Annotated in this window: 19 protein-coding genes and 1 other RNA gene; 4 read left to right on the forward strand and 16 right to left on the reverse strand. The window is 69.7% G+C overall.

Going from position 1 to position 15,739, the window contains the following annotated elements; translation table 11 throughout:
- Nucleotides 1-6 precede the first annotated feature (6 nt).
- The 4 genes from Q9R13_RS06890 to Q9R13_RS06905 all read right to left on the reverse strand — a co-directional run bounded on the left by Q9R13_RS06890 (nt 7) and on the right by Q9R13_RS06905 (nt 2,543).
- Complete coding sequence (locus Q9R13_RS06890; RefSeq protein WP_310964326.1) at nt 7-930, reverse strand: zinc metalloprotease; 924 nt, start codon at nt 928-930, stop codon at nt 7-9.
- A 32-nt stretch (nt 931-962) separates the two neighbouring features.
- On the reverse strand, nt 963-1,196 hold the full coding sequence (locus Q9R13_RS06895; protein ID WP_310965052.1) for a DUF3039 domain-containing protein: 234 nt from the start codon (nt 1,194-1,196) through the stop codon (nt 963-965).
- Between the two features lie 116 nt (nt 1,197-1,312).
- A complete protein-coding gene (locus Q9R13_RS06900) occupies nt 1,313-1,867 on the reverse strand; it encodes a YqgE/AlgH family protein (RefSeq protein WP_310964327.1) in 555 nt (184 codons plus the stop codon).
- 127 nt (nt 1,868-1,994) lie between these two features.
- On the reverse strand, nt 1,995-2,543 hold the full coding sequence (locus Q9R13_RS06905) for a hypothetical protein (protein ID WP_310964328.1): 549 nt from the start codon (nt 2,541-2,543) through the stop codon (nt 1,995-1,997).
- A 172-nt stretch (nt 2,544-2,715) separates the two neighbouring features.
- Between Q9R13_RS06905 and Q9R13_RS06910 the strand changes: the two genes are divergently transcribed.
- The gene (locus Q9R13_RS06910; RefSeq protein ID WP_310964329.1) at nt 2,716-3,441 is read left to right on the forward strand and encodes a TetR/AcrR family transcriptional regulator; all 726 of its coding nucleotides are present in this window, start codon (nt 2,716-2,718) and stop codon (nt 3,439-3,441) included.
- A gap of 9 nt (nt 3,442-3,450) precedes the next feature.
- On the opposite strand, the gene Q9R13_RS06915 is transcribed toward Q9R13_RS06910, so the two are convergent.
- The 3 genes from Q9R13_RS06915 to Q9R13_RS06925 all read right to left on the reverse strand — a co-directional run bounded on the left by Q9R13_RS06915 (nt 3,451) and on the right by Q9R13_RS06925 (nt 5,871).
- Nucleotides 3,451-4,476 carry a DUF3048 domain-containing protein gene (locus Q9R13_RS06915; protein ID WP_310964330.1) on the reverse strand — a complete coding sequence of 342 codons (1,026 nt, stop codon included), beginning with the start codon at nt 4,474-4,476 and terminating at the stop codon, nt 3,451-3,453.
- A 94-nt stretch (nt 4,477-4,570) separates the two neighbouring features.
- Nucleotides 4,571-5,326, reverse strand: a complete 756-nt coding sequence (locus Q9R13_RS06920; RefSeq protein WP_310964331.1) for an SDR family NAD(P)-dependent oxidoreductase — start codon at nt 5,324-5,326, stop codon at nt 4,571-4,573.
- A gap of 125 nt (nt 5,327-5,451) precedes the next feature.
- The gene (locus Q9R13_RS06925) at nt 5,452-5,871 is read right to left on the reverse strand and encodes an HIT family protein (RefSeq protein WP_397219158.1); all 420 of its coding nucleotides are present in this window, start codon (nt 5,869-5,871) and stop codon (nt 5,452-5,454) included.
- A gap of 100 nt (nt 5,872-5,971) precedes the next feature.
- Between Q9R13_RS06925 and Q9R13_RS06930 the strand changes: the two genes are divergently transcribed.
- Nucleotides 5,972-6,304 (forward strand): hypothetical protein, encoded by a 333-nt coding sequence (locus Q9R13_RS06930; RefSeq protein ID WP_310964332.1) that lies wholly within the window; start codon nt 5,972-5,974, stop codon nt 6,302-6,304.
- A 69-nt stretch (nt 6,305-6,373) separates the two neighbouring features.
- Here Q9R13_RS06930 and ssrA read toward each other — a convergent pair.
- Nucleotides 6,374-6,745, reverse strand: a transfer-messenger RNA (tmRNA) gene (ssrA, locus tag Q9R13_RS06935).
- 143 nt (nt 6,746-6,888) lie between these two features.
- Between ssrA and Q9R13_RS06940 the strand changes: the two genes are divergently transcribed.
- Complete coding sequence (locus tag Q9R13_RS06940; RefSeq protein WP_310964333.1) at nt 6,889-7,533, forward strand: class I SAM-dependent methyltransferase; 645 nt, start codon at nt 6,889-6,891, stop codon at nt 7,531-7,533.
- Here Q9R13_RS06940 and Q9R13_RS06945 read toward each other — a convergent pair.
- Genes Q9R13_RS06945 through ftsE form a run of 5 tightly spaced genes read right to left on the reverse strand, consistent with a single transcriptional unit; the run spans nt 7,517 to nt 11,877 of the window.
- Nucleotides 7,517-8,404, reverse strand: coding sequence for an amidohydrolase family protein (locus Q9R13_RS06945; RefSeq protein WP_310964334.1), 888 nt, complete (start codon nt 8,402-8,404; stop codon nt 7,517-7,519). The genes Q9R13_RS06940 and Q9R13_RS06945 overlap by 17 nt on opposite strands.
- Before the next feature lie 15 nt (nt 8,405-8,419).
- Nucleotides 8,420-8,896: an SsrA-binding protein SmpB gene (smpB, locus tag Q9R13_RS06950; RefSeq protein WP_310964335.1), complete on the reverse strand. Its 477-nt coding sequence runs from the start codon at nt 8,894-8,896 to the stop codon at nt 8,420-8,422.
- A gap of 32 nt (nt 8,897-8,928) precedes the next feature.
- On the reverse strand, nt 8,929-10,197 hold the full coding sequence (locus Q9R13_RS06955) for a peptidoglycan DD-metalloendopeptidase family protein (protein ID WP_310964336.1): 1,269 nt from the start codon (nt 10,195-10,197) through the stop codon (nt 8,929-8,931).
- Between the two features lie 58 nt (nt 10,198-10,255).
- On the reverse strand, nt 10,256-11,176 hold the full coding sequence (gene ftsX / locus Q9R13_RS06960) for a permease-like cell division protein FtsX (protein ID WP_310964337.1): 921 nt from the start codon (nt 11,174-11,176) through the stop codon (nt 10,256-10,258).
- Nucleotides 11,177-11,187: 11 nt separating this feature from the next.
- Nucleotides 11,188-11,877 carry a cell division ATP-binding protein FtsE gene (ftsE, locus tag Q9R13_RS06965; RefSeq protein ID WP_310964338.1) on the reverse strand — a complete coding sequence of 230 codons (690 nt, stop codon included), beginning with the start codon at nt 11,875-11,877 and terminating at the stop codon, nt 11,188-11,190.
- Nucleotides 11,878-12,027: 150 nt separating this feature from the next.
- On the opposite strand from ftsE, the gene Q9R13_RS06970 reads away from it, so the two are divergent.
- The gene (locus Q9R13_RS06970) at nt 12,028-12,630 is read left to right on the forward strand and encodes a hypothetical protein (RefSeq protein ID WP_310964339.1); all 603 of its coding nucleotides are present in this window, start codon (nt 12,028-12,030) and stop codon (nt 12,628-12,630) included.
- Between the two features lie 22 nt (nt 12,631-12,652).
- Here the strand turns inward: Q9R13_RS06970 and prfB are convergent, their stop codons facing one another.
- The 3 genes from prfB to Q9R13_RS06985 form a co-directional block, all read right to left on the reverse strand.
- Nucleotides 12,653-13,765 (reverse strand): peptide chain release factor 2, encoded by a 1,113-nt coding sequence (gene prfB / locus Q9R13_RS06975; protein WP_310964340.1) that lies wholly within the window; start codon nt 13,763-13,765, stop codon nt 12,653-12,655.
- 93 nt (nt 13,766-13,858) lie between these two features.
- On the reverse strand, nt 13,859-15,028 hold the full coding sequence (locus Q9R13_RS06980) for a hypothetical protein (protein ID WP_310964342.1): 1,170 nt from the start codon (nt 15,026-15,028) through the stop codon (nt 13,859-13,861).
- Nucleotides 15,021-15,722, reverse strand: a complete 702-nt coding sequence (locus Q9R13_RS06985) for a response regulator transcription factor (RefSeq protein WP_310964343.1) — start codon at nt 15,720-15,722, stop codon at nt 15,021-15,023. The genes Q9R13_RS06980 and Q9R13_RS06985 overlap by 8 nt, the downstream gene beginning before the upstream one ends.
- Nucleotides 15,723-15,739 lie beyond the last annotated feature (17 nt).

Consider the following 15,739-nt stretch of genomic DNA (forward strand, 5'->3'; position numbering starts at 1 on the left):
CGGGGCTCACCGGCGATACTCCGCGAAGACCCGGTCCATTCTGGCCACCTGGCCGGCGGTGAAGTGGTTCATGCAGCTGTCGTAGGAGTAGTCCATGAAGTCGTGGATCGGGTCGTTGCCGGGCTTGGAGCAGGTGTCGGCGTACCTCTCGCAGCGGTAGCTCGGGACGCCCTCGTAGGGGGTGTCGGCCACCCGGTCGCCGGGCCGGCGGCAGCCGTTCTGGAAGGTGTGGAACAGGCCCATCCAGTGCCCGGTCTCGTGGATCACGGTGTCGCCCTTGTCATAGTGACGCAGGGTGCCACCGGGCAGCGCCCGCCAGTTGACGCTGACCCCGTCCAGCCTCGGGTGGTGCCGGTACTGCCATGGGAAGCGCGACCAACCGAGCACGGGGTTGCCTCGCGGGCCACCGCCGTTGATGTAGAGGTTGAGGTCGCCGCGTCCCCCGCGATGCAGTGACTTGCGCATCCGCGTGTCTCGAGGCCCGAACAGGTAGGCGTGGTACCAACCCTCGCGCTTGGTGTAGTCGATGTGGCGGAGCACGAACGTGTACCGGGTGCGGTGCGCGTCGCGGCTGCGCTGCTTGCCGTGGAAGCCGCCGTTGAGGATCCGGATGACCCGCTTGACCTTGCGGGGGCCCGCAGGGACCCGTTCGCCCTTGTGGGTCCCCTTGATGACGTGCACGTAGACCGGGATCCGCACCTTCGCCGGGAGCCGGAGCAGCATCGGCCGACCGTTCGCCCCCGTCGTGGAGTTCACCACGGCGTCCAGATCGCGTCCGGTGACCCGCGGGGTGTCGTCGAGGCGGTGCACCGCGGGCACATGGGTGTCCGCGCTCACGATGCAGGGGGCCGCGGGCGCGGTGGCAGAAGCGGGCGTGGCGCCGGCACTCGGCTGCACGAGCAGCACGCCGCACAGGGCGAACGAGGTCACCGCGCCACTCAGGACGCGGTGTCGGACCGGCGTCACTCGTCCTCGCCCTTGCGGAGGCTCTCCCAGATGTCCTTGCACTCCGGGCAGACGGGATACCTCTCGGGGTCGCGGCTGGGCACCCAGACCTTGCCGCACAGCGCGATGACGGGCGTGCCGTTGACCATCGCGTCCATGAGCTTGTCCTTGGGCACGTAGTGCGAGAAGCGCTCGTGGTCGCCGTCGTCGGTGGGCACCACGCGCTCCTCGACGCGGGTGTCCTCCAGCACGCCGGTACCGAAGCCGGCGGGCCTGGACTCCGCGCGCGCGGGCTGTGGCTGCCCTGTGGTGGGTTCCCCGGGAATCGCAGTCACCGAATCATCGTAACCGCCGAGGTCCGAGGACGTCAGTTGACCGTGGGATCCAGCGGCATCGTGAGCAGCAACGACAACGGCTCGGGCTGTCGGCGCAGCACCTGGCGCCAGAGCACCTCGGGGTCGGTGGCGCACACGTCGCCGGGCGCCGCGGGTACGACGTACCAGGCGCCCTCGGCGACCTCGGCCTCCAGCTGGCCGCCGCCCCAACCGGCGTACCCCGCGTAGATCCGGACGCCGGCGAACGAGCCGACCTCCGGGTCCTCCAGGTCGATCACGCCGGCCCGGTCGAACACCGGCCGCCACCCGCGGGGTGCAGGCGCGCCCTCCGCGAGGACCCCGACGCCGAGGGCCCCCTCGGGCTCGACCGGACCACCCTGGAAGAGCACGGCGGGCTCGCAGGCGAGGCTGGACCACGGGTCCAGCACGCCGTCCAGGCTGACCTCTGTGGGTCGGTTGAGGACCACGCCGAGGCAGCCGGTGTCGTCGACATCGAGGAGCAGGACCAAGGAGCGCGCGAAACTCGAGTCCTCGAGCTTCGGCGACGCGATCAGCAGCTGACCCGCGGCCAGGTTCCCTGCAGCCATGGCCCCATGTTGGCACGCCAGGGAGCGCGTCCCGGGCCGACACAGGGAGGGAGGTTGCGGAAGGGAGATCCGCGTGGGGGTCGGCCCGGGACGCGCTGGTCTGTCGGGGCCCTGACGGGCCGGTCGGTCAGGCGGCGAGCACCGCCCGGATCCGCTCGACGAACGACAGGGTCGCCGCGGAGTCCTCGCTGCCGGTGTCCTGGCCGGCCAGGGCGGCGTCCAGCGCGCGAGCCTCCTGCTCGACCCGGCGGCCGGCCCGCGCCGCGGCTGCGCTCTCGTCGTTGGCGAGGCCGGCGGCCGCCGCCAGCCGGATCCACTCGCGCTCCTGTGCGCGGGAGACCGCAGTGGCCATCTCCGCGTCGTCCGGGTGATCACTGCAGCGGTCGATCAGCAGCCGCACGCCGGGCAACTCGTCCGCGGTACGACGCCAGGCGCGCGCGACCGCCAGCTCAAGGTCCATCGGCTCACGCATCAGCTCGCGTTCGATGCTTGCCGAGAGGCGGGCGTGCCACTTCAGCATCAGCGCGGAGAGCAGGTCGAGCTCCCCGTCGAAGTTCTCAGCGACGCCGGGGACGTCCATCGGCAGGACGCCGTCGCGTCGGGCGTCGGCAGCGGCGACAACGGCACGGAGGATCTCTCCGCGGTGGTGGAAGGCGTTCCAGGTCATGGTCGTCATTCCTCTCTGTTCACATACCGCTAGTACGTACTCAGGGTATGCACCGTGCCCGGCCCAGACAAACCCCTCGCTGGTGACGTGGCGCACAGCCCGAGGCCGCCGTCTCCTAAGGTGTGCGGGTGATCACCTCAGGACGCGTACCGCCCCGCTCATCGGGCCGAGGGGACGAAGCGTGACGAGCCGATCGCACGCGGAGAAGCTCCTCACCGGGATCCCCAAGGCGGGCCGCCGAGCGCAGTACTCCTCCTCGACCCGTCGAGCGCTGATCGACGTCGCGGCCCGACTGTTCGCGCAGTACGGCTACGCCGGGACCAGCCTGGACGCGATCGTCTCCGGTGCCCGCGTCACCAAGGGAGCGCTCTACCACCACTTCAGCGGCAAGCAGGCGGTCTACGAGGCGGTCTTCGAGAAGATCGAGAACGACGCCTCGGCGCGGATCAAGAAGGCGCTTCGCCGGCCGCGGGACCCGTGGGAGAAGGCCACGATCGGGCTGCGCACCTTCCTCGACGTGGTGCAGAACCCGTCCTACCAGCGTGTGGTGATCCAGGAGGGGCCGGCGGTCCTCGGCTATGAGCGGTTCCGTGAGCAGGAGGAGCGCTCCAGCTTCGGCCTGGTCCAAGATCTGGTTCGCACGGTGCTCTCCGCCTCGGACTACAACCTCAGCGAGGAGATGGTCGAGACCTTCTCGCGGATCTTCTTCGGCGCGATGTCAGCGGCCGGCGAGGCGATCGCCACGGCAGAGGACCCTGCCGCGGCGGTCGCCAGGGTCGAGGCTGCCCTCAACTTCATCCTGACTGGATTGCGCTCGTTGGCCGACGCCGGCGTCGAGCTGCCCGATCCGGTCACTGCGGAGCCCAAGCCGGAGGCCGAGGCCGAGGCTCCGCAGGAGAAGGACTGACGTCGCCCGCTACTTGGTCCAGCTGACGTGGCCACCGGCGTGGTCGACCGGCGTCAGCTCGAGCCAGACGTGCCCGGCCGGAACCTTCAGCGCGCCCTTCTTGGTGCGCAGCACCAACTGGCTGCCGAGCTTCTTCTTCGACCACGTGCCACGCTCGACCTTGCCCTTGTGGAAGAGCAGCAACGCGCCCTTCCCCTGGAAGATCGTCTCCGGGACCGGGTTCCCGGCCGGGTCGAGGTAGCCGGCGTTGCCCTCGCGGACACGCAGCACCAGGACGCTGTCGGGGTTGAACCGGTCGTTGGCAGGCGCGTAGGAGTTGGTGTTGTGGTACTTGCCGCCGGCGTACTTCCACTGCGTGGTGTGCCCGGCGGAGAACTTGACGGCGATGTTGCCCGCACGCTTCGTGCCCGCGAAGTCCTTCTCGGCACCCCACGGCAGATAGTTCGCGGGGACGACGGTCTTCTTCTTCATCGAGGCCACCAGCTGACGCAGGTGCACCATCAGGTTGTACGGCGCCGCCGAGCTGTCCCGGAAGTAGCCCGGCCCGCCGGTGTAGAACGGGATGTGGGCGTGGCTCAGCCGGCGCAGGGTCGGCGGCGCGGCACCGCTGGACACCAGGACCGCATGCAGCGGCTTCACGATGCCCATGTCGGAGGCGCGCATCGAGCGCACCGGGCCCACCAGCGACGGAACCCTGGAGTAGTAGAAGACGGCAAGCCGGGTGATCCCGCCCTCGACGAGCTCCTCGCTGACCATGTCGGCCGCCGACATGCCGGTCTGCGGGTAGCTCTCGGCGGTGTTCGGGATCTTGACGGCGAGGACGCGGTGCTTCGGCGTCTTGTTGCCGGCGGGAAGGCCGGTCAGCGGCCAGACGGCAGCGAGCGTGGAGCCGCCCTGGATGGGCTGCGACTCGGGTCGGCTCTGGGCGGGCTTCTTGCTCCCGCCGCAAGCGGCCAGGGACAGGCCGAGCGCGAGGGCGAGCAGGACGAGGGCGAACGTGCGCGTGCGCCTCTGGGGAAGTCGTGCGGAACTCATGGGCCCAAGCATGAACGAACGGGCCCCCCGATCAAGGGAGGCCCGCCCGTTTCTCACCTGAAGAGTGCGTGATGACGCACGCCATGCGGTGGTGTCAGATCTTGGCTCCGCCATCGACGTACAGCGTCTGACCGGTGATGTAGGACGCCTCGTCGCTGCACAGGAAGGCCGCTGCGGCGGCGATGTCCTCAGGGTGCCCGATCCGCTTGACCGGGTTGGCCTCGGCGTTGAGCCTGCGGAACTCGTCGACGTCCATCTTCAGCCGTCGCGCGGTGTCGTCGGTCATCTCGGTGGCGATGAAGCCGGGGGCGATCGCGTTGACGTTGACGCCGAACGCACCGAGCTCGAGGGCCAGGGTGCGGGTGAAGCCCTGCACGCCCGCCTTGGCCGCGGAGTAGTTGGCCTGACCGCGGTTGCCGTTGGCCGAGACGCTGGAGAGGTTCAGGATCTTGCCGTACTTCTGCTCCACGAACGTCTTCTGGGCTGCGCGCGACATCAGGAAGGCGCCGCGCAGGTGCACCCCCAGAACCGCGTCCCAGTCGTCGACGGTCATCTTGAACAGCAGGTTGTCGCGGGTGATGCCGGCGTTGTTCACCAGCACGTGCAGACCACCGAGCTCGGCGACGACCCGGGCGACGGCGTCCTGCACCGAGGCCTCGTCGGTGACGTTGCAGCCGACGCCGAGGGCCTTCGCCGCGCCCAGCCCACCTGCCGTGGCCGATGCCTGACCCTCGTCGAGGTCGAGCACGGCGACCGCCGCCCCCTCATCGGCGAAGCGCTTGGCGATCCCTGCGCCGATGCCGCGTGCGGCTCCGGTGACGATCGCGACCCGTCCGTCGTACCGACCCATCGATGCTGCCTCCTGTTCCGGGCGCGGAGCCCTGCTGGCCCGCACGATCTCGCCGGTCACTCTATGACCCGATCCGCGGGCGGCCCCGGCGGGCTCGGAACCGCGGAGCTCGCAGCCCTGCGTCGTCAGCGACAGCCGGCCGCCACGCGACTGGCGAAGTCCGCGCGCTCGGCGTCGTCGGCGTACCTGGTGCGCGGCCAGAAGAACCCGCGCAGGCCATCGCCCTTGGTGCGGGGCACGACGTGCAGGTGCAGGTGCGGCACGCTCTGGGAGACCACGTTGTTGACGGCCAGGAAGGAGCCCTGCGCGCCGAGCCCGTCGACCATCGCGCTGGCCAGCCGCTGGCCGGCGGCCAGGAACCCGTCGCGCAGCGACGGCGGCAGGTCTGGGAGGGTCGCCACGTGGCTGCGCGGGACCAGCAGCGTGTGGCCCTTGAACACCGGACGTACGTCGAGGAAGGCCAGGAACTCGTCGTCGGACCAGACCACGGCCGCGGTCTCCTCACCGGTGGCGATCCGGCAGAACAGGCAACGCACCTCGCTCACGCCGCCACGCTATCGGTCCTGAGCGGTGCGGCTGGACACGGCTCGGCATAGCCCGCAGTGGTCCCGGGTACCGAAACGGGTCATCCGGAGGAGGAGGGTCATGACCACTGACGAGTTACCGCTGCCGGGCTACGACGAGCTTCCCGAAGGCACGATCGAGGCCCGGATCCGCAGTTTGGACCACGACGGCGTGCAGCAGGTCCTCGACTACGAGCGATGCCACGCGGCGCGGCCGGCGATCATCCAGATCATCGAGCACCGTGCCCAGGAGCTGGCCGACGGCGCCGAGCCGACCCCCGGCGCGCCGGACGCCTTCGCCCCGGGGCCGAGGCTCGGCACCACCGCGGCTGAGGAGGCGGCCCGCATCGAGGGGCCACCGATCAACCCGCCGCCGGACGGTGAGCCGAGCGGGCCGTCATCGAACCAGCTCTGACGCCGGCGGTCACGACGATGAGGTGCGAGGTGCCCGCCCGCCGGGAACCGACGGACGGGCACCTCACCTCGGTGGAGCTGGCGGGAATCGAACCCGCGTCCTCGAGCGCCGAACCAGGTCTTCTCCGGGTGCAGTCCGCGAGGTCGCTTTTCTCGGCCCCGGCGCTGGCACGGACACGTGCGCCGACGGGCTCAGTCAGGAAAGAGTCCCGATCAACCCTCCTGACAGAGGTTGATCAGCAAGCCTCCTAGATGAGGTCAGGATCCGGGACGGAGGCAGATGCCCGGTCTGACCCTTCGATCACTGCTCAGGCAGCGAGAGCGAAGTCGTTGCGGTTTGAGTTGGCAACTATTGATTTCCAGCGAACGTTTACGAGATGACGCTGGCTTCTCGACCCGCTTCTCCTGGGACTAGCGTCCCCAGTCGAAACCAATCAGCCCCTCTTGAGTTGTGCTTCCAGCATACGCATCAACGCCCCGGCGGCCGACCGATATTCCCGGCGGGAGCCACCGGTGCCCGGCCACGGCGTCGCTCGTCCGGAGCCCTCCATGGCGGTGCCGGGCGGGCTCGGGCATGCTGGAGCGGTGACCGATCACGAGCCCACGAGCCCCGAGACCGCCGCACACTGGGATGCCCGGTACGCGGAGCGGGAGCGGATCTGGTCCGGCCGACCGAACCAGGCGTTGGTGGCGAGCGTCGAGGGCATGTCGCCCGGGCGGGCACTGGATCTCGGCTGCGGCGAGGGTGCAGACAGCCTCTGGCTGGCGGCCCGCGGCTGGCAGGTCACCGGCGTCGACGTCTCCGCGACGGCGATCGCCCGCGCCCGTGGGGCGGCGGCGGGCCAGGAGCTGATCGGAGCGGTGGAGTGGGTCGTCGCGGACCTCGCAGACTGGGTGCCTGAGCAGGGCAGGTTCGACCTGGTCTCCGCGTGCTTCCTGCACTCCAACATCGGGTTCTCGCGCACCGCGGTGCTCCGCCGGGGCGCCGACGCCGTCGCCCCGGGCGGTCATCTGCTGCTCGTCGGTCACGCTGCGCCGCCGCCGTGGGCCGCCGGTCTCCACGAGCACGCGCACGAGCTCCTCGGGCCGGCCGAGGAGCTCGCCGAGCTCGGCCTTCCCGACGACGACTGGGAGACGGTCGTCGCCGAGGTGCGTCAGCGGGAGGCGACCGGCCCCGACGGCGAGCAGGCCCTCCTCGACGACAGCGTCGTGCTCATCCGTCGCCGCTGACCGGGCCCCCGAACAGCCTGCTGCCGTTGTCCCAGCAGACCGCCCGCAGCCAGTCGGCCCCGAGGTCGAGCCGTTCCAGCGCCTCGAGCTGGTGGGCGTAGGCGTAGGGGATCGTCGGGAAGTCCGTGCCGAGCAGGATCTTGGGCTGGAGGTCGACCAGCCTTGGGAGCAGGGCGCGCGGGAAGGCCCCGGACTCCTCGAAGAAGTCGGTGAAAACCATGGTGGTGTCCAGCCGCGTCTCGTCGTACCGGTCGGCGAGGTCGAGGAACTCGGCGTACTCGGGCGCGCCGAGGTGGGCGACCACGACGCGCAGACGCGGATGCGCGCGCAGCAGACGCTCGAGGTGGGCGGGTCCGGTGAAGGCGTTGCCGACGGGCCCGGAGCCGACATGGATCACGACCGGGGTGCCGGCGTCCTCGAGGATGCCGAACGGGGTGTCCAGCAGCGCATCGTCGAGGGCGAACTCCCCCACCTGCGCATGCAGCTTGAACACCTCCACTCCCGCCTCGACCAGCTCAGCGACGGAGCCTGCCGCCTCCGGCTCGGGGTAGAAGGTCGCCGACCACAGGCACTCGGGGACCTGCGCAGCGAACTCACGCGACCAGTCGTTGAGGTAGCTCGCGATGCCGGGCTTGTGGGCGTAGGGAAGCGAGCTGAATCGGCGTACGCCGAGCGCGCGCAACTGGGCGACCCGCTCGTCGTGGCTGCCGCGGTAGCGGATCGGCCACGGACGGCCGATCTTCGGGCCGGCCCGGTCGAACTGGGCGAACACCGCCGCCTGGATGTTCGGAGGCAGGAAGTGCACATGCACGTCGAAGAGACCTGGCAGGCCCAGCGACTGCCACCAGCCCGGGACGTCGTCGTCGTTCACGGCGCGTCCCCGCCCTTAGTCCATGCCCTTGAGCCGCCGCCCGAGCGCCTGCTGCTTCTCCCGGTCGTCCTGGCGCTCCCGGAGCGACTGGCGCTTGTCCCAGTGCTTCTTGCCCTTGCCCAGCCCGATCTCGACCTTCGCGCGACCGTCCTTGAAGTACAGCGAGAGCGGCACGATCGTGTAGCCCTTCTCGGACACCTTGCGCTCGAGCTTGTCGATCTCGACGCGGTTGAGCAGCAGCTTGCGCCTGCGGCGCGCAGCGTGGTTGGTCCAGGTGCCCTGGGCGTACTCGGGGATGTGCACCGAGTGCAGCCATGCCTCGCCGGCGTCGATCTCCACGAAGCCGTCGACCAGTGAGGCGCGACCCAGTCGCAGCGACTTCACCTCGGTGCCCTGGAGCACCAGCCCGGCCTCGAGGGTGTCCTCGATGGCGTAGTCGTGTCGCGCCTTCTTGTTCTGCGCGATCAGCTTGCGCCCCTGCTCCTTGGCCATGAGCGCGATTGTCGCAGCCGCGGGCAACCCGGTCACATGTAGTTCATCGGGTTCACGGCCACGCCGTCGCGCATCACCGTGAAGTGCAGGTGGCAGCCGGTCGACCAGCCGGTGGTTCCGGCGTACGCGACCGTCTGGCCGCGCCGGACGTGCGCACCGCTGCCGACCGCGTACCGGGAGATGTGGTTGTAGATCACCGTGAAGTTGTGGCCGTTGATCTTGCCGAGATCGAGGTAGAGCCGGTTGCCCCAGACGCTGGAGTAGTACTCCGAGATCACAGTCCCGCCGTCCGCCGCGCGCTCCGGTGTGCCGCACGGCGCGTGGAAGTCGTCGCCGTCGTGGAGGCCCCAGTAGTGGTAGATCGGGTGCATCCGCCAGCCGTACGGCGAGGTGATGTAGCCCGGGACCGGGCGGAAGAGCATGCCACCGGTGTCACCGACGTGCCGGCTGTGCTGGTGGCGTGCCCTGGCCAGGATCTGCCGCTTGATGCGGGCCTCCTGGTGCTGCAACCGCTTCAGCTGGCGTACGTCGTGGGCGCGGATCCGGGCTGCCTTCGCGCGCGCGTGCTTGCGGGAAGCGACCAGTGAGACGACCTGGTTGCGCTGCCGCGCGGCCTGCTCCTCGATCGCCCGCTTCTTCGCCAGGTTGCGGGCAGCCTCGGCCCGCTGGGCGGCGACGTCCTGCTTGGCGGCCGCGACCTTGACCTCCTGCGCCGCGAGCGCCGCCTCCGTGGCCTTGAGGTCGTCCAGGTTGCTCTTCTCCCGTGCGGCGAGCGCGTGCACGGTGTTCATCTGGGTGGTGACGTCATCGGGGTTCCCGGAGCCGAGCATCGCCACCAGGCCGAGCAGCTGTGGGCTGCCGTACTCGTAGCTCTGTGCCGCCAGCACACCGATCTGGCGACGCTGGTCGGCTACGGCCGTCCGGCTCCGCTCGAGCTCGGCCTGCGCCTGCTGCAGGGCACGAACCGCCCGGTCGAGTCGCGCCTGCATCCGCTGGTCGACGACCCGGGCGGCCGCGAGCCGCGTCCTGGTCGCCTGCAACGTGCTGCGGGCGTGCGCTAGCCGGGTGCGCGCGACCTCGAGGCGCTGCCGGGCACGGGTCAGCGCCCGGCTGGACTCGTCGAGGTCACCGCGGGCGTGCTGCACGCTGCGGTGCACCTTGTGCTGTCGGTGCTTGAGGCCTCCGTGGTCGGCGAAGGCGGCATGCGACAGAAGTGGGAGGCCGACCGCAAGGCAGGTGGCGGCGGCCACGAGCGCGGATCGACGCCATGGGCTCGTGCGCAGGGGGAAGATGCGAGACACCGGGTTGCCCGTTCGTTGGGGGAAGCAAACTTGGCCCCACGAAGGTAACCGACGGTCCTCAGACTTTGAGGTATTTGCGCGTCATCACGAGTGTCGGAATCAGCGTCAGCAGGATGCCGAGCACCGTCACCTCACCGAAGGCGGCGAGCGTGTCGTGCCAGTCGATCCATTCGGTGATCCGGGAGCTTCCGCGCAGCTTTCCGTAGATCACGAAGTAGGTGAACGCACTCAGGGTCAACCCCGCCAACACGATGCCGATCAGTGCCGCGACGAGCGTCTCCATCAGGAACGGCAAGGAGATGTAGAGGGTCGAGGCACCGACCAGCCGCATGATGCCGATCTCCTTGCGACGGGCGAAGGCCGCCAGCCGGATCGTGTTGGCGACCTGCAGGATCGCAGCCACCAGCAGGAAGGCGGCGATGCCGATCGCGGCATTGCGCAGCGTCGTCATCCAGAAGTAGATCGGCTTGAGCACCGTGCGTAGGTCGCGGACATTGTCGACGCCCTGCATCCCCGACAGCTGCGACTCGATGCCCTGGAACTTCTGCGGGTCCTTGAGCTTTATCCAGTAGGACTCCTGCATGTCGCTCGGGGTCACCGTCGAGTAGATCTGCTTCTGCGACGAGTCGGTCGGTGCGTAGACCTTCTTCCAGGTGTCATAGGCCTGCTGCTTGGTCTGGCTGTAGTACGACGCCACCTCTGGGTTGGTGTCGAGCACCTGCTTGATCGCGGACTTCTGCTGCGCCGTGACGTTCGTCTTGTTGCAGTTGGGCGACTGCGAGTTCTGGTTGCACAAGAAGGCGGTGATCTGGAGCTTGCTGCCCCAGGACTGCTCGGCCTTGTGCGCCTGGGAGTTGAGAAGCAGGCCCATGCCGACGAGGGTGAGCGAGACGAAGATCGTCACGATCAACGCCACCGACATGGAGACGTTGCGGCGCAGGCCGGTGCCTGCCTCGGTGAAGACGTACTTCAGTGCCATCGGAGATTCCCTCAGTCCTGGTAGCCGTAGACGCCGCGTGACTGGTCACGCACGACCAGGCCGTCGTCGAGCTCGATCACCCGCTTGCGCATCTGGTCCACGATGCCCACGTCGTGGGTGGCCATCAGGACGGTGGTGCCGGTGCGGTTGATCCGGTCGAGGAGCTTCATGATCCCGACCGACGTGTTGGGGTCGAGGTTGCCGGTGGGCTCGTCGGCGATCAGGATCATCGGTCGGTTGACGAACGCCCGGGCGATCGCCACCCGCTGCTGCTCGCCCCCGGACAGCTCGTCGGGCATCCGCTGGCCCTTGCCCTCGAGACCGACCAGCTCCAGTGTCTCGGGCACCACCTTGTTGATGTGTGCGCGGGGCTTGCCGATCACCTGCAGCGCGAACGCGACGTTCTCCGACACCGTCTTGTTGGGCAGCAGCCGGAAGTCCTGGAAGACCGTGCCGATCTGACGGCGCAGGCGAGGCACCTTCCAGCCGGCGAGCCGGTTGAGCTCCTTGCCGGCGACGTACACGCGACCGGTGCCCGCCCGGGTCTCTCGGAGCACCAGTCGCAGGAAGGTGGATTTGCCGGACCCGGAGGGACCGACCAGGAAGACGAACTCGCCCTTCTCGACGTCGAGTGTGACGTCCTTGAGCGCGGCCTTGGTGTGGCCGGGGTACGTCGCGGTGACGTTCTCGAATCTGATCACAGGGCTGGGGCTGGCCGGTTTCGGGGAATGGGGGCTTGCACGCGCAGGGCGTCCGACCGCTGGTTGAGTCTAGGTGAGTCTGCCAACCGGGTCGGGGAACCCCCGCGCCTCGGTGTTTCGCCCTACGACGATGACCTAGGGTGGCGGGCTGTGACGCTCCGTGCCCTTGCGACCGTGTGTCTCGTGGTCGCGCTGTCGGTCCTGACCGGCTGCGCCAGCGCGACGGAGCCCCATGTGGTGGCGTCACCGACGCCGATCGCGCGACTGAACACCGCTGCGATGTCGCTGCCGCGGATGGACTTCTGCTCGCTGGTGCCGACGAGCGCCGTCTCCGCCGTGCTCGGCGGCCACAGGACCGGCTCCTCGACGTGGCGCAACGGGCAGCGTGCCGACGTCACCGGATCGGGGGCGGACGTTGTCGCCGAGCACGGCTGCAGCTGGACCGGCCCGGCCGGCTCCCGGGCGCGCGCCTGGGTCTTCGCCCGACCGGTGAACCGCGGTCTGGCCCGGCTCGTGGTGCGTGAGGCCGGCAGCGAGAAGGGCTGTCGGGCGGTGCACGGGCCGCGGTTCGGTGACCCCACCATGACCCAGCGGTGCCGGGTCGGCGGCGCCGTACGCGTGCGCCACGCCGGTCTGTTCGGCAGCACCTGGCTCAGTTGTGAGCTCCAGGCGAGCGGTCCGGTCGCCGCCGTGCGACACCGGGCCGACGCGTGGTGTGTGACGGTGGCGAACGTGCTCAACACCAGCCGCTGAGGCGGGCAGCGGCGGTGCGAGGTCAGGCCTTGGACTCGGCGCCTCGGCGCCACCGGATCCCTGCCTCGAGGAAGCCGTCGATCTCGCCGTCGAAGACGGCCTGGGGATTGCCGACCTCGTAGTCGGTGCGCAGGTCCTTGACCATCTGGTACGGGTTCAAGACGTAGTTGCGCATCTGGTCGCCCCAGCTGGCCTGGACGTCGCCCCGCAGCTCATCGAGCTGGGCCTTCTCCTCGGCCTTCTTCAGCGCGAGCAGCTTGGCCTTGAGGATCACCATCGCCGAGGCCTTGTTCTGCAGCTGTGACTTCTCGTTCTGGCAGGACACCACGGTGCCTGTCGGGAGGTGGGTCAGCCGCACCGCCGAGTCGGTCGTGTTCACGGACTGACCACCCGGCCCGCTGGACCGGTAGACGTCGACCCGGATGTCCTCGTCGGGGATGTCGATCTCGTCGGTCTGCTCGAGCACCGGCACCACCTCGACCGCGGCGAAGCTGGTCTGCCGGCGCCCCTGGTTGTCGAAGGGGCTGATCCGGACCAGTCGGTGGGTGCCGGCCTCCACGCTCAGGATCCCGAAGGCGTACGGCGCGTGCACGGCGAACGTGGCCGACTTCAGACCGGCCTCCTCGGCGTAGGAGGTGTCGAAGACCTCGATGGGGTACTTGTTGCGTTCCGCCCAGCGGGTGTACATCCGCATCAGCATCTCGGCGAAGTCGGCCGCGTCCACTCCCCCGGCACCCGACCGGATGGTGAGCAGCGCCTCACGGGCGTCGTACTCACCGGAGAGCAGGGTGCGGACCTCGAGCTGCTCCACGGCCTTGTGGATCCGGTCCAGCTCGGCCTCGGAGTCGGCGAGGATCTCGGCGTCCTCCTCCTCGCGAGCCATCTCGATCATCAGCCCGAGGTCGTCGAGGCGGGTCTGCAGGGAGGTGAACCGGTCGAGCTCGCCCTGGAGGACCGACAGCCGGCCGGTCACGCGCTGGGCGTTGGCCTGGTCGTCCCAGAGGTCCGGAGCCGCGACCTGCTCGGCGAGATCGGCGATCTCAGCGCGCATGCCGTCCAGACCGAGCACCTTCCCGATCGTCGCCATGGTCGCCTGGAGCTGCTTGGTCTCGGAGTCGAAGTCACGGGTGGCCACGGGACGAGGTTAGCGAGCACCCACTGAGCCCGCTCGTCGCGGTCGGCCGCCGCGATCCGGTCGACGCGCGCGCAACGAGGATCGGCACGCGGGTCAGCGGCGGGGCAGCCAGACCTGCAGGCCTCGCGCGTGGGTGAGGTCACCGGCGACCCGACCGCCGAGAACCCCGGCGAGGTCCGCCACCGCAGCTCTGGAGGCCGGCCGGGAGGACGACCCGGGGGCGGCGATCCTGAGCGTGACGCGCTCGTCGGCGCCGGTGAACTCGATCACCACCTCGCGCGCGTTCCGACTGATGCCGGTGCGGACGACGTCGAGCAGCTGCTCGACCGGACCGGGTGTCAGCATCAGCCGCTCCTGCTCGACCTCGCCCCGCACGAGCAACGGTGCGAGGGAGGAGCTCCAGTCGTCGAACACCCGCTGGGCCAGATCTCCCAGCGGCACCTGCGCGTCCTCGACCACCGCATGGCGACCCGTTGTGGCGACGTACTCCCCCACGCGCGCGTGCACGGCGTCGAGCGCTTCGATGCCGCGGGCGATCACGGCGCGATCCTCCGAGTCCAGGCCGGGGCGACCGGCGAGGTCCTCCAGGTCCATGCGCAGGCTGGTCAGCGGGGTCCGCACCTCATGGGAGAGCCGGAGGAGGTCGGCCCGGTCCTGCTGCAGCCGGGCTCTGAGCTGTCGGGCGCTTGCCCGTAGCGCCTCACCGATCGCCCGGGCCTCGGGCAGCCGGGTCTCGGGCAGGTCGAGGTCGAAGCGTCCGCGGCCGAGCGCGGTGGCCGCCACGGCAAGACGCGAGAACGGCGCGGCCAGCAGTCTGGCCGCCACGACACCGAGCAGCGTGGTGACGCCGAGCAGCACCAGGGTGAGGACCACCAACGAGCTGAGCCCGATCCGTACGGCGTCACCGAGCACGGAGGCGGACTGGCGCATCTGGACCGTCATGCCTCCGACCGCCGCGGAGGCGCTGACCGCTCCGTCGGCGCGGTAGTCAGCGCCCTGTGCGGACAGTGCCGGCCGAGAGGCCGGTCGCACCACGACCGCCTCGTCGAGGGCGACCAGACCGGCGAGCTCCTGACGCGAGACCGGGTGAGGAGTGTCCTCTGCGCGGGCGACGTAGCGGGCGACCAGTCGGGCGTCCTGGCGCAGCGTCGACTGCTGCTCGACACGGAGAAGGTCGTGCAACGCGAAGGCGCGCACCACGCTGAACACGATGAGGACCGTCACGGTCATCACCAGGAATGACGCAGTCAGGCGCCTATGCATCTCCGGGGCCCTCGAGGCGGAACCCGACCCCGCGGACCGTGATCACACGCTGGGCGACGTCGAGGTCCTCCAGCTTCTGACGCAGCCGGCCGACCGTCACGTCGAGGGTCTTGGTCGACCCGAACCAGTTCTCGTCCCACACCTTGGCCATCAGATCCTCGCGGGACACGACGGCTCCGGGGTGCTCGGCGAGCAGAGCCAGCACGTCGTACTCCTTCGCGGTCAGCGCGATCTCGGCATCGGCGTGGGTGACCCGTCGGGCCGCTCGATCGATGTGGAGCCCCTCGGGTGCCGTCTCCTGCTGCGTCGGTCGCGCTGCGCTGGTACGGCGTACCAGCGCGCGCACCCGGGCCTGCAGCTCGGCCAGGCTGAACGGCTTGGCGAGGTAGTCGTCGGCGCCGTAGTCGAGGCCGACCACTCGGTCCAGCTCATCACCCCGTGCGCTGAGGATGAGGATGCCGCCGGTGTAGCCGGCCTCGCGGGCACGCGAGCACACGTCGAGACCATCCATGTCGGGCAGACCGAGATCGAGGATCACCGCGGCCACCTCACCGGCCTCCTCGGAGGCCAGCCGGTCGAGCGCGGCCTGCCCCATGTCGACCCAGCTGACCTCGTAGCCCTCCCGGGTCAGCGTGCGCATCAGCGGCGCCGCGATGTCCGGATGGTCCTCGACGATCAGCACGTGGTCCGCCATGGCTGTCGATCCTATGC

The sequence above is a fragment of the Nocardioides marmorisolisilvae genome (genome assembly GCF_031656915.1).
In the GTDB taxonomy this organism is placed as follows: Bacteria; Actinomycetota; Actinomycetes; order Propionibacteriales; family Nocardioidaceae; genus Marmoricola; species Marmoricola terrisoli.